This window comes from Burkholderia sp. AW33-5, assembly GCF_053427615.1.
In genome coordinates this window covers 321,841-341,890 of sequence record NZ_JBSAXA010000004.1, presented here as the reverse complement: position 1 = coordinate 341,890, position 20,050 = coordinate 321,841, and the positions used below count along the sequence as shown (strand labels likewise).

The window sequence follows — 20,050 nt, the reverse complement described above, 5'->3', positions numbered from 1 at the left end:
CGTTCGGCGCTGCCGTTCATTCGAGCGTGCCGATGACTTCGATCTGCCGTTGTTCCGGAATCTCGTTGTAGGACAATACGTGCAAACCGGGCGCGAACACGCGTGCATAGCGCGCGAGCAGCGGGCGCAGCAGCGGCGGGCCGATCAGGATCGGCGCATGACCGAGCGACCGCATTCGCTCTCTTGCGCCCGGCATTGCACGTTGCAGATTCGTCAGCAGTTCGGGCGCAATCGCGAAATGATCAAGCGCCACCTTGCCGCTTTGCTGTGCCTGAGCGAGCGCCGCGAGCAACGCGCTTTCGATGTCGACCGCGAGACCGAACGCCGGCACGTCGCGACGGTGTCCCACGATGCCCGCGACGATTTCGCGGCGCAGCGCGCACCGCACCTCGGCGGCAAGCAGGATCGAGTCGCCGGCGGTTTCGGCGTGTTCCAGCAAGGTCGTCGCGATCGTCACGACATCCCGAAGCGACACCCGCTCGGCGAGCAGCACGTGGATCACCTGGCGGATGCGATCGTGCGGCATCGCTTTCTCCAGCGCCTCGAGCAGGAGCGGCGCGATTCGACCGAGGCGCTGCAGCAGCGCGCCCACGTCGTCGTGCGTGAACAGGGCACTCAGGTTGTCGCGCAACAGCTTGTCGACGTGTGTCGCGATGACCGACGTGCAGTCGACGACCTGATACCCGAGACCGAGCGCGTGCGCCTTGTCGTCGGGCTTGATCCACGTGACCGGCATGCCGTATGCCGGGTCGCTCGACGGGACGCCGTCCAGCGACCCATAGGTCGTCTGAGATGGAATCGCCATCAGGCAATCCGGATGCAGTTCCGCGCGTTCGATTTCGACGCCGTGGAACAGCACCGCATAGTGGCTGTGCGGCAGCGACAGGTCGTCGCGCACCGCCACGGGCGGAATCAGGAACCCCATCGATTCGGTCAGCGCGCGCCGCATCCCGTCGATGCGCCTGCGCAGCGGCGCGCCGTGCGATGGATCGATCATCTCGACGAGGCGATAGCCGACCCGCACGCCGAGCGGTTCGACGAAGCTGATGCCGTCCCAATCCGGCTCGCGCGCGGCGGATTCCCTGAGCGCGGCTTCGAGCGCATCCATCCGGGCCTCGTCGCGTTGCGCCCGCGGACGTCGTGCGGCGCGCCAGGCGACATACGCGAGCACCAGCGCGAATGTGCTGAACGGCAGCCATGGCATCCCCGGGATGAGGGCGAGAACCAGCATCACGGCCGCCGCGCTGTACAGCACGTTCGGCGACGCCAGCATCTGGCGGCCGACCTGCTCCTCGAAGTCGCCGGAATCGCTGACGCGCGTGACGATCACCGCGGCGGCCGCGGACAGCAGCAGGGAAGGGATCTGGGCGACGAGGCCGTCGCCGATCGTCAACAGGCCGTATTGCGTGAACGCCGCGCCGAAATCGAGGCCGTGCGCCAGCACGCCGATCGCGATCCCGCCGATCATGTTGATCAGCAGGATGAGGATGCCGGCGATGGCGTCGCCGCGCACGAATTTCGACGCGCCGTCCATGGCGCCGTAGAAATCGGCCGCGGCCGCGACGTCGCGCCGGCGCGCCTGGGCCTGATCCTGGTTGATCAGACCGGCATTCAGATCCGCGTCGATCGCCATCTGCTTGCCGGGCAATGCGTCGAGCGTGAATCGGGCCGACACTTCCGAAATGCGTTCCGCGCCCTTCGTCACGACGACAAAGTTGATGATCATCAGGATCACGAAGACAACCAGTCCGACCACGAAGTTGCCGCCGATCACGACCTTGCCGAACGCTTCGATCACCTGGCCGGCCGCATGGGTGCCGTCGTGGCCTTTGAGCAGCACGACGCGCGTCGACGCGACGTTGAGCGTGAGCCGCATGAGCGTCGTCGCGAGAATGATCGTGGGGAACACCGAGAATTCCAGCGGGCGCTGCACGGACACGCTGACGAGGATCACGACGATCGCGAGCACGATGTTGAACGTAAACAGCAGGTCGAGCACGACGGGCGGCAGCGGCAGGATGACCATCGAGAGCACCGCAAGCAGCACTAACGGTGTCGCGTATTGATACTGCCGCAAGTCGTGGAACAGGTTCTTCAGCGGGTTCATGATGATTGCGCGTCGTCGAGAAAATCGGGAATCGGAACGTCCGACGGCCGGACCGGGCGAACGTGTCCCCGCCCTTGCCGGAACGCCTTCAGGCGCAGCACATAGGTCAGCACTTGCGCGACGGCTTGATAGAGGGCGGCGGGAATCTGCTGGTTGACCTGGCTGGTCTGGTAGATCGCGCGCGCGAGCGGCGGAAGATGCAGCACCTCGATGCCGTGCTCGCCGGCGATGCGGCGGATCGCGAGCGCCATCTCGTCGACGCCCTTCGCGACGACGAACGGCGCGGCGGCACGCTGCTCGTCGTATTTCAACGCAACGGCATAGTGCGTCGGATTGACGATCACCACATCGGCGTCGGGCACCGCACGGGCGAGCGCGCGCTGGGCGGCCTGGCGCTGCAGCCGACGGATGCGCGATCGCAGTTCGGGACGTCCTTCGTTGTTGTTGTGCTCTTCCTTGATTTCCTGCCGGGTCATCCGCTGGCCCCGCAGGAACATGAAACGCTGGAATGGCGCATCGATCAGCGCGAACACCAGCATCACGAGCGCGAGCGCGAACGCGCCGTCGGTCGTGAGGGCAAGACCGCGCGCGAGCGCGTCGGGCAACGGCAGTCGCCGCAACCGCAGGAATTCGCCGATCGTCGAATGACTGATGAAGGTCAGCACGCCGATGATGGCGAGCGCTTTCAGGACCGACAGCGCGAACGCGCCATGATGCCGTGCCGTCATGAGCCGGCCGAGATTCGTCGCCGGATCGAGCCGGCTGAATTTCGGCTTCAGGTTGGCGACGGCAAACAGCCAGCCGCCCGGATACAGCGCGCCGACCGCGACGCACAGCGGCACGATGAGGAACGGCGCGACCATCTTTGCAAACATCAGCAGCGACGCCGGCATCGCGATCGACCATCGGTTGGCGAGCGTGTCGTCGCCCGTCATGTCGGCGAACGCGAGCGAGAACAGGCCGCGAAAGGCGTCGAGCCACCATGGCGCGAGCATCGTCATCGCTTTCAGGGCGAGCAGCACGCCGATCGCGGTCGTGAGATCGCGGGAGCGCGCGACTTGCCCGTTCTTGCGCGCGCGGCGCAGCTTCTGAGGGGTCGCCCTCTCGGTCTTGTTTCCCGAATCCTGGCTAGCCACGGCCGGCTCCCAGATGCCGCTCGAGCACGTTCAGCACGTGTGCGGTCATATTCAGGTAGTCGCCGGGCAGGCCCGTCACCACGCCGCCGAGCATCAGCATCCCGAACAGCGTCGTGAGCGCGAAACCGACGGAAAACAGGTTGATGCTCGGTGTCGCACGCGACAGGTAGCTCTTGCCGATCTGCAGCACGATCGTCGCGAATACCAGCGGCGCGGCGAGCAAGGTGGTCGTCGACAGCACCCAGCCGACCTGAAAGACGATCGGCCGAAGCGACGCCATGTCGATCGGCTGCCCGACCGGCCAGACCCGGAAGCTCGCATACAGCACCTGCACGACGATCAGATGCGCGTCGATCGAAAAGAACAGCAGGATGCTGGCGACGAGCATCAGACCGGACACGACATCCGACGTCGCGCCGTTCAGCGGGTCGTTCATTACCGCCATCGCGAGCCCCATTTGCGTCGAGACCAGATAGCCGAGCAGCAGAAAGACCGCATGAACGAAATGAAACGCCGCCCCGAACAAGAGGCCGATCAGGATCTGCTCGGCGCACAGGAGCGCGCCTTGCGCGGAGAACACGCGCACGCCCGCGTCGCCGGCCACGGGCAGCGCAATGGTCGCGAGCAGCAGCGCGATCATCGTGCGCATCCGCATCGGCACGGCGTTGTCGCCGGCGAAGGGCGCCGTGCTCAATGCGGCGAGAATTCGGCAAAACGGCCACCAGATTCGCGCCAGCCCATCCGGTGCGGCGGCAAGGAGCGCATCCATACGCCTATCCAACCCATTGCGCCGCGCGCGCGAAGGTCGCGACGGCGTAGTCCATGAGCGTCTGCACCAGCCAGTGCCCGGCGACGATCAACATGCCGAGCGTGACGAGCAGGCGGGGCAGGAAGCTGAGCGTCTGTTCGTTGATCTGCGTCGCGGCCTGGAAGAGCGCGATGACGAGCCCGACGAGCAGGCTCGGGACGATGATCACCGCGGCCATCACGGTGACGAGGCGAATCGCGTTGCCGACGAGTTCGACGGCGAGATCGGAAGTCAGCATCAATAGGCCCGGATACTGGTGGTCAGCGTATTGACGGTCAGCGTCCAGCCGTCCACGAGCACGAACAGCAGCAGCTTCAACGGCAGCGAGATGACGAGCGGCGACAGCATCATCATCCCCATCGCCATCAGCGTCGAGGCGACGACGAGGTCGATGATCAGGAACGGCAGGAACAACATCGCGCCGATCTGGAAACCGGTCTTGAGTTCGCTCAACATGAACGCGGCGGCCTTGACGACGAACGCGTGATCGTCCGGCCGCGCAATGTCGCGCTCGCCGGACAGCCGTGAAATCTGCGCGAGACTCGCTTTGCTGGTCTGCGCGAGCATGAAGCGGGAAAGCGGCTGTTCGGCGCGCGCGATGGCTTCGCGAAACGTGATTTCGTTGCGGTCGAAGGGTTCGATCGCGACGCGCCACACGTCGATGCCGACCGGACGCATCACGAGCAGCGTCAGTAACAGCGCGACGCTCGTGATGACCCGCGCGGGCAATCCTTGCTGCAGGCCGAGCGCTTGCCGCATCAGCGCGAGCACGATCGCAAAGCGCAGGAAGCTCGTCATCACGATGGCGAGCGCGGGCAGCAAGCCGAGCAGCGTCATGAACAGCAGGATCTGCGTCTTGACGCTGTAATCGCTGCTCAGGCCGAGTTCCGCGGCGGGCAGCGTCAACGTATCGGCGGCGGCCGGCGCGGCGCCGACGGCCGCGAGCATCGGCACGAGCGCGAATGTTGCAGCCGCGCGCAGGGTTGGAGGCAGCATCGACGTCATGGCGTGAAATCGCCGAGCTGCTCGAGATCGACGATACGCAGACCGTAGTTCTCTCCGCTGACGACGACTTCCGCGTGGCCGACGGTCGTGCCGTTGACCTTCACGACGAGCGGATCGCCCGCCAGCCTGTCGAGTTCGAGCACCGAGCCGGCGTCGATGTTCATCAGCTCGGCGAGCGACACGGTCGCGGCGCCGACTTCGAGCGTGAGTTGTACCGGGATCTTCGTCAGCAGCCGACGCGAATCGCGCCGCGGCGTCGCGGCGGCCTCGTGCGCATCGTCGGGGAGGTCCGGCTGAAGATCGTCCAGAAGCGCATCCAGATCATCGTGTTTGTGCGAATCCATCGACTACTCCATAGCGTCAAAATCGTTGAGGCAGAGCTTTCCGTCGTGTTCGGAAATCGTTGCCGAGAAAAGCCGCGCGCCGGCCACCAGCACGCGCGCCGGCGAATGGAGGCGCACCGGCAACAGGCAGCCCGCGCGTAGCCGCAGCACGTCGCCGAACGGCACCTCGACGTCGATCAGTTGCGCGGTCAGCTTCAGTTGCAGGCGCGTCGCGAGCGGCGCGTCTTGGCATCCGGCGGGCGTGGTGCGGCGCATCGACGTGGCGAGATGGTCGAACAGCCGGCGCTGCCACGCGTCGTCGAGCGCCAGGGCGATCTGGCCGAGCGCGCGTCGAGCCGCATCCGCGACGTCGCACATCACGAACAGACGGGGGCGGGGGGCGTCCGGCGGCGCGGATTCGTCCGGCGCTCGTGCGGAGGGAATCGAGCGGGCGCACGCAAGCGCGAGGTCGCGTGCGAATCGCTGCGCCAATCGTTGCTCGGTGGACGTCGCCGGGGTGGGAGGCGAATCCGGCGCGGGCAGGTCGTCGAGCGGCGTCGCCGGCAACGGTGCTGCGTCGTGCGCGTCGGCGGGGTCCGTCGGGTTTTCCGCCGTGGACGGCGCGACGGCGACGGGCATGACTGCCGGCCCGTACCGCTGCTCCAGCAACGCGAGCAGCACGGCGCGATCGACATGGACGCCGATCTCGCCTTCGTCGAGCCGTTCGTATCGCCATGGCAACGTCGAGAGGGCGCCCGCGTCGGAACGGAACGAGACGCGACGAATCGTCAGCGCGACGCCTTTCCGACGTTCCGCGTGCGCGTCGAACACGCCTTCGATGCGATGCGCGAGCGTGTCGCCGAACGCGTCGAGCCGGTGCGTGGGACGCCCGAGCATGCGCGGATCAAGGGTTCGGTGAGGGCCGAGCTGGGCCGTCGTTCTATTCGAACAATGTGTCATCGGTTCTCGATCGGATTCAAGTCGTTTTCGGATTGCCTCGTTTTCGCTCGATGAATCTCATGCGATATCGCGGTGAATGGTCGAAATGTCGTCGCATGAATGCAAGCGGTCGGAATTCGGCGGCGCAATGAATCGGTGTCACGCGACAGGCGACTCGTTGAAGCGCCATGGCGCAAATGCAGATCGCGCCGAATTCCGTTTCGTTGAATACAGTGTGCATCGACCTGCGCGATCGATCCGAATGAATAAAAACGTCCGCCGCCGAGAAATTGTGAGTGGTGCTGACCGGCCCTGAATAGCGTCGTCAGGCGCGGTCAGCTCTGCCTGCGGGCGGATGCGATGAATTCCGCGCGCAACATCGTCGGACTCTGGAAATTGACCCTGAATCAAGGCGCAATTCAAGCGCGGTTTCGCGGGTGTTCGAGTCGGATGAGGCCCCGCGGAAATCGCATGATCAGACGCATTGCGGTGCGCCTGATGATTATTCAGCCGGATTCTCGGTATATCAGTGGCGCCCCAATCTCGCGTCGACAAGAATGAATTACCGAGCTGCCAACCGACATGTGCGGCATCGGGTTTCGATATGTCGAATTGACGCGTGACGTGTTCGTGCCGAATCGGACGCCGTTCAAAACGAGTTTGATCCTCAATCAAAGAATGAGCCAGGAACCATGGAAACGATTCAGCAGGCGCGGTCCGGGTTGCACCGCGAAATGACATTGCTCGGCAGTCCGACGGGTTTGCCGGCCGCCGCGCCGGGGCGCGAGCAACACGACGACATCAACTTCTCGCGCGTGATGCGCGGCGTGCTGAACGCCGTCGATCGGAAGCAGGTGGACGCGGCCGACCGGGCGGCGGCCGTCGACAGCGGTCAAAGCGACGATCTGATCGGCGCGATGCTGGCGAGCCAGGAGGCGTCGCTTTCATTCTCGATGCTCACGCAGGTGCGCAACAAGCTGACGACGGCGCTCGACGATCTGCTGAAGATGCAGATCTGAGCGAGACCACGACCACGATCATTCCCAAAGGGCCCGCTTGTGTTTGCAAGACTGAAAACCGCCGTTACCGGCTGGCTGCCGTCCGATCTGCCGTTGCGACTACCGTCGTCGACCACGTTGACGCGGCTGCTGCCGCTCGTCGTGTTCGCGATTGCGTTGACGGCGCTCGCCACGCTCTACATGCGCTACGACCAGGCGAACTACAAACCGCTGTTCGGCGCGCGGGAGCCCGTGCAATTCGACGACGTGGTGTCCGTGCTCGACGCCGATGGCATCGGTTATCGCATTCATCCCGACACGGGGCAGGTGCTGGTGTCGAACGGCGATCTGGCGCGTGCCCGGATGATTCTCGCGGCGCGCGGGGTGACGGCGAAACCGGCGCCGGGACTCGACCAGGTGGACCGTGACGATCCGCTCGGCACCAGTCAATTCGTGCAGGACGTACGGTTTCGCCGCGGCCTGGAAGCGGAGCTCGCGCAAAGCATCGCGACGCTCGACCCGGTGGAGCGTGCGCGCGTCCATCTGTCGATTGCGAAGTCGTCGTCGTTCGTGATGATGGATGGCGAGAAAAGTGCGGCGTCGGTCGTGCTGACACTCAAGCCGGGGCGTCGGTTGTCTAAGGAGCAGATTGCCGCCGTCATCAATCTGGTGGCCGGCAGCGTGCCCAATCTCGCGCCAGCGCAGGTGGCCATCGTCGATCAGCACGGGGCGTTCCTGTCGGCGCGCGTCGATCTGGACGGCGACCTGTTCGGCGACGACGCGGCGGCCCGCATCCGGGACGAGGTCGCACGGAACGTGCACAGCCTGCTCGCCCCTTCGCTCGGCAGCGGCAGCTTCCGCGTGAGCGTGACGGCCGTCGTGAACAACGACCGCGTCGAGGAGACGCGCGAGCAATACGGCACCGAGCCGAAGGTGCTGAACGAGGCGACGCGTGACGAACAGAATCGCGATCGCGTTGCGCTCGGCGTGCCGGGCTCGCTGAGCAATCGTCCGGTGGACGTTCCCGCGGCGTCCGGCGCGGCGGCGGACGGCGGCACACGGCGCAACGCGACGACCCGCCAGTTCGCGTACGACCGCAGCATCCGGCAGATCAAGCGCGGGCGCGGTCAGCTCGAGAAACTGAGCGTGGCCGTCGTGCTGGACAACGCGGCGTCGCCCGCGAAGGGGAAGCCGTGGTCGGCGGATCAGCTCGGGCGGATCGACGGAATTCTTCGCGGCGGCCTGGGCATCGACGCCGCGCGAGGCGACCAGTTGATCGTTTCGTCGCTCGACTTTGCAAAGGCGCCCCCGGAGCAGCCGTGGTGGCAGCGGGCCGACACGCTCGAACAGGGCGGATGGTATCTGACCTACGGATTGGCTGCGCTGTTCGGCTATCTGGTGATCGCGCGTCCGCTGCTGCGCATGATGCAGCAATGGGTTCAGCACACGTACGGCGGCCCCGCCGGCGCCACTGCAACGCCACCGCCGCCGCATGACGAGCATGCGGCGGTGCCCGGGCAAGGCAGTGAAGGAGCAGGGCCGGGCCGGGGCATGCCGCTCCTCGGCGATATCGAATTGCCGCCCGCCGGCTCGGGCCTCGAAGTGCTGATCGACTACCTGCACACGCTGTCCGAGAAGGAGCCGGAGCGGGTTGCCGAAGTCGTCAAACAATGGATCAGGAACGATGGACACGCCAGTCACTGACGCCCGCGTGCGGGGCTCGATCGAGCAAGCCTCGATCATTTTGCTGAGCGTCGGCGAGGCGCGCGCGGCCGACGTGCTGCGCTGCCTGTCGCGCGACGAGCTGCTCAAGATCACGCAGACCATGTCCGGCATGGGCGGCCTCAAGGTCGACACCGTGAAGGCGGCGCTGCAGCTCTTTTTCGACGAATACCGCGAGCAGAGCGGCATTCACGGCGCGTCGCGCATGTACCTGCAGCGCGCGCTCGATCTCGCGCTCGGACACGACATCGCGAACACGGTGCTGGACAGCGTCTACGGCGACCGTATCCGCCCGAAGATGGCGCGGCTGCAGTGGGTGTCGCCGCGCTGGCTCGCCGACCGCATCATCAACGAGCACGTCCGGATGCAGGCGGTATTCGTCGCGTTCCTGCCGTCGGACCAGGCGACGAAAGTGATCGAGGCGCTGCCGCCCGAGACGCGTGACGTCGTGCTGTTCAACATCGCGAAGCTCGATGAGGTCGAGCACGCGTTGATCGCGGAGCTCGAGGAACTGATCGAGCACTGCCTGACCGATCTGGATCGGCGCGGCGCCGTCGTCGAGGGTATCCGTCAGGCCGCCGAGATCATCAATCGCCTGTCGGGCGACCGTCTGCGGATGATCGAGCTGATGCGCGCGCACGACCCGGGTGTCGCAACCGAGATCGAGACCAGCATGTACAGCTTCGACATGCTGGCGCGCCAGAACGATGCGGCGCTCGGTCGAATCATCGAGGTCGCGCCGGTCGAGGAATGGGCGGTCGCGTTCAAGGGCGCCGAGCCGGGCGTGCTGGCCGCATTGCAACGCGTGATGCCGAGGCGTCAGGTGCAGGTCTTCGATGACGCGATTCGCCGCACCGGGCCGCTGCCCGGGACGCGCGTCGAGCAGGCACGCCGCGACATCATGGCGCGCGTGAGGGTGCTGGCCGACGACAAGGAAATCGAGTTGCGGCTCGTTGATGAGGACGTCGTCGAGTGAAGACCTATCAGCGTTACCGATTTCCGCCGCTCCGATCGCCCGGGACAACGCCGCCGCCGGCCGGCGCGCTCGCGTCCGCGGCAGAGCCGTTGGATCCGGCATTCGACGCGCGCATCGAAGCGGGCTACCGGCAGGGCGTGGCGGACGGCTATCGCGCGGGTTTCGAGCGCGGTGAGGCCGACGGCTTGCGGCAGGGACGCACGACGGGCGCGCAGGAGGCGAGCGACGCGCTGCGGAGCGAGCATGCGGGCACCGCTGAGGTGCTCGACGCGATGCGGGAGGCGTTCGGCCGGATGCACGCCGAGTATCTCGCCGCGCGCCGCACCGAGCTGGTCGACCTCGTGGCGCGGGTCGCGCGGCAGGTGATCCGCTGCGAACTGACGCTGCAACCCGGCCAGATGGCGGCGCTGATCGACGAAACCCTGGCGTTGATGCCGGCTGCGTCCGGCATACCGGAAGTGCGCCTGCATCCGGACGAATGCGCGCGCCTGTTCGAACTGCTTCCCGAGCGCGCGCAGCAATGGCGGCTGGTCCCGGATGCGCGGCTCGAGGCCGGCGAATGCCGCGTCCTGCTGGGCGGCAATGAAGCCGATGCCGGATGCCGGCACCGGTTCGAGTCGTGCATGGAGCGCGTTGGCGAACAGTTGTTCGCGGCGCCGAACGGCGAAGTGCCGATGGACGCCGTCGCGCCGATGCCGGCATCCGGGGAGGGACGCTCGTGATCTTGTCTGCACTGCGTAATGTCGCGCTCGAACAGGTGCCCGTCGCCCGGCTGACCGGCCGGCTCACCGGCGTGACGGGGCTGCTGCTGAAGGCGTCGGGCTGTCCGCTCGAAACGGGGCGGCGCTGTGTGATCGAGGCGGGCGACGGCGGCTGGATCGACGCGCAGGTGGTCGGATTCAATCGCGACGAGTTGTTGCTGATGCCGTTCAAGAAACCGGTCGGGCTCGTGGCCGGCGCACAGGTGTTCGCCTGTGATCGCCAGGCGGAGCTGCGCATCGGTCGCGCGTGGCTCGGCCGCATCGTCAACGGGCTCGGCGAGCCGATCGACGGCCGCGGCCCGCTGACGGGCAGCGTATTGCTCAAGCCGGGGCAGGCGGTCAATCCGCTGCGCAAGCGTCCGGTGCGCGACGTGCTGGACGTCGGCGTGCGGGCGATCAACGGGATGCTGACGCTCGGGCGCGGCCAGCGCGTCGGGCTGATGGCGGGCAGCGGCGTCGGCAAGAGCATGTTGCTCGGCATGATCACGCGCGCGACCGCCGCCGACGTCGTCGTGGTCGGGCTGATCGGCGAGCGGGGCCGCGAGGTGCGCGAATTCGTCGAGCACGCGCTCGGCGAAGCGGGGCTTGCGAAGGCGGTGCTGGTCGTCGCGCCGGCGGACGAATCGCCGCTGATGCGCGTCAAGGCCGCAGACCTGTGTCACGCGATCGCCGCGCATTACCGGGATACCGGCGCGGACGTGCTGTTGCTCGTCGATTCGTTGACGCGCTATGCGATGGCGCAGCGCGAGATCGCGTTGGCGGTCGGCGAGCCGCCGGCAACGCGCGGGTATCCGGCATCCGTGTTCGGCATGTTGCCCCATCTCGTCGAGACCGCCGGCAACGGCGAGGGCGACGGCAGCATGAGCGCGATCTACACGGTGCTCGCGGAGGGCGACGACCAGAACGATCCGATCGTCGATACCGCGCGCGCGATTCTCGACGGGCACATCGTGCTGACTCGCGAGCTTGCCGAGCGGGGCCATTACCCGGCGATCGACGTCACCCGCTCGGTGAGCCGCTGCATGACGCAGGTGGCGGACGGTGCGCACGTCGCGCGTGCACGCAAGGTCAAGGAAATGATCGGCCGGCATGAACAGGTGAGGGACCTGATTCCGCTGGGAGGCTACGTCAAGGGGGCGGACCCGGCGACGGACGAAGCGGTGGCGAAGGCTCCCCGAATCGACGCGTTCCTGCGGCAGAACCTCGACGAGATCGCGCGCTGCGACGCGACGCTCGCGCTGCTTCAGGCGCTGACCGAATGAACGACGGACGCACGATCGCGAGTCTCGCGGGCCTGGTGCGCGCGCGCGAAGCCGAAATCGACCGGATCGCCGCGGATCTCGCGCGGCAGGAGGCGATACGCCGGCGTCACCAGAGCAGCCTCGGCGCGCTGCGCGCGCTGCTCGATGGCGCGGCCCGGCCATCGGGCACGGCATCGGCGGCGATGGCCGGGAACGACTGGCGATATCGGCAGGCGTTGCGCGACACGATCGCCAGGCAGCGCGAGACGTTGCGCCTGCATGAGGAGGACATGCAGTTGAGCCGTCAGTTGCTGGCCGCGCAAATGGCCCGGTGCGAGATCTGGCGGCGCGAGCTTGCGCGGCGACGGTGCGCGCTGGCCACCGTCCGGCAGCGTGCGGAGCAACGCACGCAGGATGCGCTGGCCGTGCAGGTGTGGTGGTGGGCGTCGGCATGACGGCAGGCGCGGCGAGCGCAGGGCAGTGGATGCCAATTGGATGAATGGAGAGAAACCTATGCTGAAAGTGACGAATCCGAAGGCGACGGCGGAACAGTTCGCGCAGATTTACATGGCGCGTTCGAAGGATCTGCTGACGATGCAGGTGGCGCGAACGAGCGACGACAAGAAGGCGCAGTTGTCGCTGAGAAACACGCTGACGATGTTCCAGAAGGCGCTGGGCGACGCGGTCGCGGGCGGCAGCCTGATGCGGCGCGTGGCGACGCTGTCGAATCCGCAACTCGCAACGGTGACGCTGGCGCCGGACGCGAAGCCGGGTGAGTACCAGTTTCATGTCGAACGGCTCGCCACCGCGAACCAGCAGGCGATCGACCTGCCGCCCGCGATCGACGCACGCGATGCCGGTCGACTGACGATCAAGGTCGGCGACGACGTCGAAGTCGTCGTCGATATCGCGAGCGCGGACAAGGATGCGGACGGCAAGGTGTCTGCGCAAGAACTTGCACGCGCCATCAATACGGACCGGAGCACGAATGGCGCGGTGCGCGCGGCAATCGTCGGCGACAAGCTCGTCTTGACCGCGGCCCGGACAGGCGCGCAGAGCCGGATCGCGTTCGCCACCGACACACTGACCGACCCGGCGCTGGCCGTCGCTTTCGAGGGGGCGCGAGAAACCGTGAAGGCGCAGGATGCGCGAATCATCCTCGGCGAAAGACAGAGCGGCCTCGCGATCGAGCAGGCATCGAACACGCTCGATTCGATCGACGGCGTGAGCATCGCGTTCAACCAGGCCGGAGCGTCCGGCTCGGTGTCGGTCGCCGTTGACAACGCCGGCACCGTGGATGGCGTGAAAGCGTTCGCCGATGCGTACAACGCACTGATGCGCTCGATCGCCGATCTGACGCGTGCCGGCGACGCGGCGCGGGGCGACCCGGGCGGGCCGTTCTCGGCCGATGCGGGGGTGCGCGCGCTGGTCGGTCAGATCAAGGCGGCGCTGCGCCAGCGCGTCGAGGGTCTCAATCTTTACGACCTCGGAATCGATACGGATCGCTACGGCATGCTGAACGTCAACGCGTCGTCGCTCGACGCGACACTGAAGACGAACGCCGCCGCACTCGACGAATTCTTCGGCGACGCGACGCGCGGACTGGCCGGCAATCTGACCCGGGTGCTCGATCGATGGCTGGACGCCGCGAGCGGTCAGCTGAAGCGGCGCGAGGAATCGATCGACGCGAGCGAGAAATCGATCGTCGCAAGGCAGGCGGACTGGGATCGCCGCCATGCGAGCGTGCTCGAGCGCTACACGAAGGAGTTCACCCAGCTCCAGATCATGCAGCAAAAAATGGAAAGCACGCTCGAGCAGCTGAAGGCCCTGTTCTCGACGAACAAGGATTGACAGCGGGTCGTACCGCTGTAGTCGGCTGGAGGATCAAGCATCTTGGAATACATCGGATATCGCAGCTACCACGCTGCCAACCTGGAATCGCGGATCGCGAACGGATCGCCGACTCAGCTCGTGCTGCTGCTGACCGACGGGCTGCTCGACGAAATGGCGCGTGCGCGGGCGCACATTCTTGCGCGTCGCATCGAGGCGAAAGGCGCGAGCATCGGCAAGTGCATCGAGCTGGTGGACGGCCTGTCGAGCGCACTCGATGTGTCGTCGGGCAGCGAAGTCGCGACGAATCTCGTCGCGCTGTACGACTACTGCGTTCAACGTCTGAACGAGGCGAGCATCGCACTCGACGTCGCCCCGCTCGACGAAGCCGCGCGACTGATCTCCGTGCTTCGGGAGGGGTGGCAAGGTGCGGAAGATGCAGCCGGTTGACCATGCGGCGGCCGTGCGTGTGCGTCTGCGCGTCGCGCTGCGCACGCATGCCCGTCTGCTCAGGGCCATCGTGCACGAACACCGCTGGGCCGAGCTGCCGGCGCTCGACGCGGACGTCAGCGCACTGGCGAGGCACTGCGCGGGCGATGGCGCGCGAGATCCGGAGCTGGACACGACGTTGCGGGATCTCGCACGGGCATACGCGGTGGCGATTCGCGGTCTCGCCGACGCGCGCGCGGTGACAGGCCACGCGCTGGCCGGGCTGAGCGAGTTCGAGGAACGGGGGATGGCCTACGCGGCGACGAACGGGAGCGACAGATGAACGGAACCATTTCAACGACACCTCACTTGCGCGATCGCGCGGCGGGGAACGCGGTCGGCGACCGGGCCGTAGCGGAGCCAGTCATGCCGGATAGTCGGGGCGAAACGAACGAGACCGTCGCGCCTGCCGGCGACGCGGCGCTACTTCCGGTGACGTCGCCGATTAATTGCCACACCGAATCATTCCGGAATGTGATGGCGACACTCGACGCGCTTGACCTGCCGGCGGCGCCCTTGTCGGCGGACTGTCGAACGGATGGCGCGTCAGCCGACGGCGACGTTTCGGTCGCGCCTGGGCCGGACGCGAAGGCCGGTCCGGGCTTCATCCCACGGGAAGCGAGCGGGCAGCATGCGTTCCGCGAAAACCAGGTCATCGAATCCGTTCCGATCCGGCGGCCTGTTTCGCCGCGAAGCGGTGGCGATCGATTTGCCGCTGGCGCCGACCGCGAATCGAGTGCGGAGAATCGGCCCGTTCCATCCGCCATGCAGCCGCGCAGCGAGCGTGCGCGGCCGCTGGCGGTACCAGCAGCCGTCGCGATGGTCGTCGACAAACAGCCGATCGGCGCCAGCGGGGCCGTGCCGGATGGACGCGTGCCGCACGCTGGCATCGCATGGCCGGCGGCGGCCGACGGATCGGGCGCCGGCGTGCGCGTTGCCGCAGGCCAGGCGGGCACCTTGCCTTGGGGGCCGCAGCTCCTGAAGGCGCTGGGCGAGCAGATCGATGTGAACGTGCAGCGCGGCGTCGGGCATGCGGTCATTCGTCTCGAGCCGCAATCGATGGGCACGTTGCAGATTGCGATTCGTCACGAGGACGGCGCGCTGAAGATCCGGATGGTCGCGTCGCACGAGGACGTCGTACGCCAATTGCAGGCGGTCGGCGATGCGCTTCGACAGGATCTCGCCGCGCGACAGCACGGCGATGTGACCGTCGTGGTGCGGCAAGGGCAAGGGTTCGGCCATCGCGAGCGCGGCGCGCGGGACGGTGACGCCGGGGCATCGCAGGGACGCAAGCGGCCCGGCGCAGCGCTCTCGGCGGTGGACGCCGCGCACGGCGATGCACGGTTTCATCTCGACGGACGAACGACACGCTAACGACACGGAAGGGAGCGAATTTCGATGAACAGGAAATTGCTGATCTGGGGCGGCGGGGGCACGGTGCTGCTGACCGCGCTGGCCGCCGGTGGCATCTGGTCTTACCAGAACCAGGCGGCGAACACGCCTCACGCGGCGGCGCCCCCCGCAGCGGCCGACACGCACAAGTACATCAGCGTCGACCGGATCGTCGTGATGCTTCGCATGCCTCCGGACGCCGGCTTCGTGCCACCTTACGTCGAGGAAACCCATTATGCGGTGCTCGATCTCGTGCTGAAGACGACGCCCGCGCAGGAAGCGATGGCGCGCGCGCATATCCCGCTGCTGCGCAGCATCGCCGTGCGGGTGGCGGCGCGCTACACGCTGGAAGACGTCCGCCGGAAGAACCTGTCGGAGATCTCCGCGTCGCTCAATCGTGCGTTCATCAGTTCGTACAAGGGGCGGCACGTCGAGATGCCGTTTGAAAAGGCGATGATCAGCCGGCTTCTGGTGGAGTGATCGCCATGACGACCTGTATCGGCAACATCGACGCGCGAACGCGCCACGCGGACGCGAATCCGGCAGTCGAGCTGGCGTGGCTGCTCGAATACGTGCCGATCGTCAAGCGTGCGGCACGTCAGTTGAGCTGGCAGGCCTGCGGCGCGATCGCGATCGAGGACATGGAGCAGATCGGACTGATGGGATTGCTCGAGGCGCTGCGCCGCTACGGGGCGCCCGACGCGGCGTTTGGCGGCTATGCGTTGAAGCGGGTGCGCGGCGCGATTCTCGACGAGCTGCGTCGCCACGACTGGCGGCCGCGCATGGTGCGGCAGGACGCGCACCGCGTGCGCGATTGCGAGCGTGACCTGCGTCGATCACTCGGACGCGAACCGACCGAGACCGAGGTGAGTGGCGCACTCGGCATCAGTGCGGCCGAGTATCGGCAGCGGGTGATGGCGGGCAACGCGGAGGCGATGGCGAGCCTCGACAGTCTGCTCGACGGAGAGGCGCTTGCCTTCGTAGAGAGTCCGGAGCGGCGAGTCGTGCAGCGCCGCAGCCTCGAACAGGCGCTCATGCGGTTGCGCGATCGCGAGCAGCGCGTGATTCAGCTCTACTACGAATTCGATCTGAGCTTGCGCGAGATCGCCGCGGTGCTCGGGCTGACGGAAGCCCGCGTCTGCCAGATCAACAAGGCGGCGCTCGGGAAGATGCGAGACGCGATCGGTGACGCATGAGCAGGCCATCTTCGCTCGATTCGGGCATTTATCTTTTCACAGGGCAAACATGAGACTGTCGAATATGAAACCGCGCGCGCCGCAGGAACCGGGCAGCACGGCGCCCCACGTTGCACCGGTCGGCCGGGCCGGCGCCGCCGCGAATGCGCCGGCAGCCCGCACGGACTTCTCGATCGAGGCGGTCCGGTCCGCACAGGCGGCGCTGCGCAGCCTGCCGGATTTCGACGAGGCGCGCGTCGACGCGCTGCGCATCGCGCTCGCGGAAGGTCGCATTCCGTTCGACGCGGGCAGGCTGGCCGAGCTGATTCAGCGTTTCCACGGAGGGCGGGAATGACGCGCAACGAAGCGTTCGCGAAGATCCTCGACGGGATCCGCGTCGATGTGGCCCGCTACGCCGAAATGAAGGGGCTGCTCGACCTGCAGTTCGCCGCCGCATTGCGTCGCGACGGCGCGTCGCTGATGGCGACGGGCAACGCGATTCTCGCGCTCGCCGATGCGCTTCGCGTAAGTCACGAGATGCGCAGGCGGTGCATGCACGTGCTCGTCAGCCCGTTGGAGCCGGAATCGATGACGCAGGCATGGGCGGCGTTGCCGGGCCGGGTGCGCGAGCGGCTGACGCGTGTGGTGGCGCAGTTCGAATCGCAAATTCAGGAATGCAGAAATCTGAATCAGCGCAACGCGGCGCTGTTGATGTCGCAGTTTGAAATCGCGCAGCGCGCACTGTATGGCGAGGTCGATACCTATGTGGGTCGGTGACGCGTCGAACTGGTTGCCGACCGGCGCGATCCGGGCCGGAAGCGATGCGCCGTATTCTCGCGCGTCCGGATTGGCCGTCGGCGCGTTTCGCGCGGCGTTCGCACAACTGCGGCGCGAGATCGAGACGATCGTTTCCGAGGGTTTCCCTCGCATCGGGGACGACGCATGGCGCGGGGCGCCGCCGGTGCGGCATCCGGGCAGCGAGGCGGCTCGACCGGCGGCGGACGTGGCGCCGGCCCGTCCGGCCACCAGCCCGCGTGCGTTTCTCGACGACATCTTGCCGTTCGCTCGCGAGGCGGCGGCCGCGCTGGGTGTGTCGGTGGATCTGGTCGCCGGGCACGCGGCGCTCGAATCGGGCTGGGGGCGGCATCCGGTGACGATGCGCGACGGGGCGGACAGCCACAACCTGTTCGGCCTGAAGGCGGGTGCGGGATGGGCGGGCAGCGTTGTCGACGTGCCGACGACCGAATTCGTCGACGGCACGCCACTGAAAACGGTGGAGCGCTTTCGCGCATATCCGGATTATCGCGCGGCGTTCGCGGACTATGTCGCGATGCTCAAGGGGAATCCGCGGTTTCGCGACGTCGTCGGCGCGGGACGCAATGCGGCCGTGTTTGCGGCGGCGCTGGCGCGGGGCGGCTATGCGACCGATCCCGCTTATGCGTCGAAGCTGCGCCGGGTGGTCGCCGACGTGGCGGCGATGCGCGCCGGCCGCGACGGCGGGCTCACCGGGGCGCGTCGGACGTCGGCAGATCGATCGGCTCCGCGCTTGCCTCGCCGGTGACGCGAGCCTGAATCTCGCGTGCGGCGCTGCCGTTGCCGACGCGCAGGCGCACGATGTCGCCCTGTGCGCCAGGCTGCATCGCCACGCCGGTATTGACGACCTGAGCCGATCCGATGCGCGCGACGATGCGCACGGTCTGGCCACGCCGGATCAGCGCCGGCGCCTGCAGGGCGCGACGCGACAGGGTCTGCCCTTGGCGCAGGGCGCGGCGGTTGAGCTTGCCGATCGCATCGTCGGCGCGCGTCACCGTGTCGGTGAGCGACGACAACGTCCGCACGGCCGAATCGAGATCGTCGTGCGTGAGCGGTTGACCCGCTGCGATGTTCCGCGACGCGACGGGGATCGTCGCGGTGATGGTTGCCCGAGCGATGAATTTCGCGGTTTGGCCGGTGCTCGGGCAGTGCGCGGTGAGCACGATGCGGCTCAGCCGGACCGGCTCGCCGACCGAGATGTTGAACGGCGTGGCGCAGCCGGGCGCAGGGCGGCGCGGCGGCGGTATGACGACCGCGATGGCTGCGTCGTCCAGCCCCGCACGTTGTGCGCGCGCGGTCAGTTCCGCGAGCGCCACGTCGTGGGCCCGGGCTTGCAGCGCGGGCGAAGGCGGGGCGGCGTGCGTGCAGGAAATCGGCAGCAGGAGAAGGGCAATCGGGAAACGAATCGTGCGCATGATGTGAAATGGAATACGTTCTAGCCGCGACATAAAGACGAGACGGGCCCGGTTCGGAATCGATGAGCGAAGTGTAAATGAAGGAGAACGAAATGGCATTTGATCTGGCGAACGGGCTCGGGCCGCATCCGGTCGCGTTGAGATTGCGGGCGGCGCGCACGGAGATCATCGCGTCAAATCTGGCGAACCTCGATACGCCGGGTTATCAGTCGCGCGACCTGAACTTTCGGCAAAGCATCGCCGACGCGGCCGGCAACGCGTATCCGGGCGTGCCGCTCGCAGGCGCCGCGACGCTCGGCTATCGCGTGCCGTTCCAGGCGTCGCAGGACGGCAACACGGTCGAGCTCGGCGTCGAGCAGGCGGCATTCGCGCAGAACGACGTGGATTTTCAGACGAGCATCGCGTTTCTCAACCTGCGGATTCGCGGTCTGCATGTCGCGATCACGGGCAACACGTAATGAAACGCGGTGTTTTGCATCTTTCCGAGGAGGTGTCATGAGTTTCAGGGAAATCGCGCAGATCGCCGGTTCCGCCATGTCGGCGCAGACCGTGCGTCTCAACACGATTGCCAGCAATCTGGCCAACGCCGATGCGGCGTCCGCCACCGAGGCCGATGCGTATCGCGCGCGCAGCCCCGTCTTCGCATCGGTGTTTCGCATCGATGAGGATGGCGAATCGACGGGCGCGCGCGTGCAGGTGCTCGACGTCGTGACGAGCACGGAGCCGCTGCGCAAGGTTCATCAGCCGGGCCATCCGCTCGCCGATGCGCAAGGCAACGTGCTGTATCCGAACGTCAACGCGGTGGAGGAAATGACCGACATGCTGTCCGCGTCGCGCGCGTATTCGACCAACGTCGAGGTGCTCGCGCGCGTGAACGGCATGCAGCGCGAGCTGCTCAGGCTCGGCCAGTAACGAACCCT

Annotated in this window: 25 protein-coding genes; 17 read left to right on the top strand and 8 right to left on the bottom strand. The window is 66.9% G+C overall.

Annotation, left to right across the window (positions count from 1 at the left end):
• Positions 1-16: 16 nt before the first annotated feature.
• The 7 genes from ACV22V_RS11415 to ACV22V_RS11385 are packed head-to-tail and all read right to left on the bottom strand — an operon-like array spanning position 17 to position 6,210.
• The gene (locus ACV22V_RS11415) at positions 17-2,107 is read right to left on the bottom strand and encodes a flagellar biosynthesis protein FlhA (protein WP_448013869.1); all 2,091 of its coding nucleotides are present in this window, start codon (positions 2,105-2,107) and stop codon (positions 17-19) included.
• Positions 2,104-3,243 carry a flagellar type III secretion system protein FlhB gene (gene flhB, locus ACV22V_RS11410; protein WP_448013868.1) on the bottom strand — a complete coding sequence of 380 codons (1,140 nt, stop codon included), beginning with the start codon at positions 3,241-3,243 and terminating at the stop codon, positions 2,104-2,106. The genes ACV22V_RS11415 and flhB overlap by 4 nt, the downstream gene beginning before the upstream one ends.
• Positions 3,236-4,012 carry a flagellar biosynthetic protein FliR gene (locus ACV22V_RS11405; RefSeq protein WP_448013867.1) on the bottom strand — a complete coding sequence of 259 codons (777 nt, stop codon included), beginning with the start codon at positions 4,010-4,012 and terminating at the stop codon, positions 3,236-3,238. Before ACV22V_RS11405 ends, flhB begins: the two co-directional genes overlap by 8 nt.
• Before the next feature lie 4 nt (positions 4,013-4,016).
• Positions 4,017-4,289 carry a flagellar biosynthesis protein FliQ gene (gene fliQ, locus ACV22V_RS11400; RefSeq protein WP_059525814.1) on the bottom strand — a complete coding sequence of 91 codons (273 nt, stop codon included), beginning with the start codon at positions 4,287-4,289 and terminating at the stop codon, positions 4,017-4,019.
• A complete protein-coding gene (locus tag ACV22V_RS11395) occupies positions 4,289-5,047 on the bottom strand; it encodes a flagellar type III secretion system pore protein FliP (RefSeq protein ID WP_448013866.1) in 759 nt (252 codons plus the stop codon). Before ACV22V_RS11395 ends, fliQ begins: the two co-directional genes overlap by 1 nt.
• 5 nt (positions 5,048-5,052) lie before the next feature.
• On the bottom strand, positions 5,053-5,400 hold the full coding sequence (fliN, locus tag ACV22V_RS11390) for a flagellar motor switch protein FliN (RefSeq protein WP_448013865.1): 348 nt from the start codon (positions 5,398-5,400) through the stop codon (positions 5,053-5,055).
• A 3-nt stretch (positions 5,401-5,403) separates the two neighbouring features.
• Positions 5,404-6,210 (bottom strand): FliM/FliN family flagellar motor switch protein, encoded by an 807-nt coding sequence (locus ACV22V_RS11385; protein ID WP_448013864.1) that lies wholly within the window; start codon positions 6,208-6,210, stop codon positions 5,404-5,406.
• An 800-nt stretch (positions 6,211-7,010) separates the two neighbouring features.
• Here ACV22V_RS11385 and ACV22V_RS11380 point away from each other — a divergent pair.
• The 15 genes from ACV22V_RS11380 (at position 7,011) to ACV22V_RS11310 (ending at position 18,463) form a co-directional block, all read left to right on the top strand.
• Positions 7,011-7,337 carry a flagellar hook-basal body complex protein FliE gene (locus ACV22V_RS11380; protein ID WP_059692433.1) on the top strand — a complete coding sequence of 109 codons (327 nt, stop codon included), beginning with the start codon at positions 7,011-7,013 and terminating at the stop codon, positions 7,335-7,337.
• A gap of 39 nt (positions 7,338-7,376) precedes the next feature.
• On the top strand, positions 7,377-9,020 hold the full coding sequence (gene fliF / locus ACV22V_RS11375) for a flagellar basal-body MS-ring/collar protein FliF (RefSeq protein WP_448013862.1): 1,644 nt from the start codon (positions 7,377-7,379) through the stop codon (positions 9,018-9,020).
• Positions 9,001-10,014 carry a FliG C-terminal domain-containing protein gene (locus ACV22V_RS11370; RefSeq protein WP_448013861.1) on the top strand — a complete coding sequence of 338 codons (1,014 nt, stop codon included), beginning with the start codon at positions 9,001-9,003 and terminating at the stop codon, positions 10,012-10,014. The genes fliF and ACV22V_RS11370 overlap by 20 nt, the downstream gene beginning before the upstream one ends.
• On the top strand, positions 10,011-10,736 hold the full coding sequence (fliH, locus tag ACV22V_RS11365) for a flagellar assembly protein FliH (protein WP_448013860.1): 726 nt from the start codon (positions 10,011-10,013) through the stop codon (positions 10,734-10,736). Before ACV22V_RS11370 ends, fliH begins: the two co-directional genes overlap by 4 nt.
• Positions 10,733-12,037 (top strand): flagellar protein export ATPase FliI, encoded by a 1,305-nt coding sequence (gene fliI, locus ACV22V_RS11360; RefSeq protein ID WP_448013859.1) that lies wholly within the window; start codon positions 10,733-10,735, stop codon positions 12,035-12,037. Before fliH ends, fliI begins: the two co-directional genes overlap by 4 nt.
• Positions 12,034-12,471, top strand: a complete 438-nt coding sequence (locus ACV22V_RS11355; protein WP_448013858.1) for a hypothetical protein — start codon at positions 12,034-12,036, stop codon at positions 12,469-12,471. The genes fliI and ACV22V_RS11355 overlap by 4 nt, the downstream gene beginning before the upstream one ends.
• A 58-nt stretch (positions 12,472-12,529) precedes the next feature.
• Positions 12,530-13,867, top strand: coding sequence for a flagellar filament capping protein FliD (gene fliD, locus ACV22V_RS11350; protein WP_448013857.1), 1,338 nt, complete (start codon positions 12,530-12,532; stop codon positions 13,865-13,867).
• Between the two features lie 42 nt (positions 13,868-13,909).
• Positions 13,910-14,296: a flagellar export chaperone FliS gene (fliS, locus tag ACV22V_RS11345; protein WP_448013856.1), complete on the top strand. Its 387-nt coding sequence runs from the start codon at positions 13,910-13,912 to the stop codon at positions 14,294-14,296.
• On the top strand, positions 14,283-14,618 hold the full coding sequence (locus ACV22V_RS11340) for a hypothetical protein (RefSeq protein WP_448013855.1): 336 nt from the start codon (positions 14,283-14,285) through the stop codon (positions 14,616-14,618). The genes fliS and ACV22V_RS11340 overlap by 14 nt, the downstream gene beginning before the upstream one ends.
• Positions 14,615-15,709: a flagellar hook-length control protein FliK gene (locus ACV22V_RS11335; RefSeq protein ID WP_448013854.1), complete on the top strand. Its 1,095-nt coding sequence runs from the start codon at positions 14,615-14,617 to the stop codon at positions 15,707-15,709. The genes ACV22V_RS11340 and ACV22V_RS11335 overlap by 4 nt, the downstream gene beginning before the upstream one ends.
• 24 nt (positions 15,710-15,733) lie before the next feature.
• Complete coding sequence (locus tag ACV22V_RS11330) at positions 15,734-16,207, top strand: hypothetical protein (RefSeq protein WP_059596241.1); 474 nt, start codon at positions 15,734-15,736, stop codon at positions 16,205-16,207.
• 5 nt (positions 16,208-16,212) lie between these two features.
• A complete protein-coding gene (gene fliA, locus ACV22V_RS11325) occupies positions 16,213-16,923 on the top strand; it encodes an RNA polymerase sigma factor FliA (RefSeq protein WP_448013853.1) in 711 nt (236 codons plus the stop codon).
• 64 nt (positions 16,924-16,987) lie between these two features.
• On the top strand, positions 16,988-17,257 hold the full coding sequence (gene flgM / locus ACV22V_RS11320; RefSeq protein WP_223961657.1) for a flagellar biosynthesis anti-sigma factor FlgM: 270 nt from the start codon (positions 16,988-16,990) through the stop codon (positions 17,255-17,257).
• Complete coding sequence (flgN, locus tag ACV22V_RS11315) at positions 17,254-17,679, top strand: flagellar export chaperone FlgN (RefSeq protein WP_448013852.1); 426 nt, start codon at positions 17,254-17,256, stop codon at positions 17,677-17,679. The genes flgM and flgN overlap by 4 nt, the downstream gene beginning before the upstream one ends.
• On the top strand, positions 17,666-18,463 hold the full coding sequence (locus ACV22V_RS11310) for a glycoside hydrolase family 73 protein (RefSeq protein WP_448013851.1): 798 nt from the start codon (positions 17,666-17,668) through the stop codon (positions 18,461-18,463). The genes flgN and ACV22V_RS11310 overlap by 14 nt, the downstream gene beginning before the upstream one ends.
• On the opposite strand, the gene flgA is transcribed toward ACV22V_RS11310, so the two are convergent.
• Positions 18,405-19,130, bottom strand: a complete 726-nt coding sequence (flgA, locus tag ACV22V_RS11305; RefSeq protein ID WP_448013850.1) for a flagellar basal body P-ring formation chaperone FlgA — start codon at positions 19,128-19,130, stop codon at positions 18,405-18,407. The genes ACV22V_RS11310 and flgA overlap by 59 nt on opposite strands.
• 92 nt (positions 19,131-19,222) lie before the next feature.
• On the opposite strand from flgA, the gene flgB reads away from it, so the two are divergent.
• Together flgB and flgC are read left to right on the top strand one after the other, a co-directional pair.
• Complete coding sequence (gene flgB / locus ACV22V_RS11300) at positions 19,223-19,588, top strand: flagellar basal body rod protein FlgB (RefSeq protein ID WP_448013849.1); 366 nt, start codon at positions 19,223-19,225, stop codon at positions 19,586-19,588.
• 37 nt (positions 19,589-19,625) lie between these two features.
• Complete coding sequence (flgC, locus tag ACV22V_RS11295; RefSeq protein WP_448013848.1) at positions 19,626-20,042, top strand: flagellar basal body rod protein FlgC; 417 nt, start codon at positions 19,626-19,628, stop codon at positions 20,040-20,042.
• Positions 20,043-20,050 lie beyond the last annotated feature (8 nt).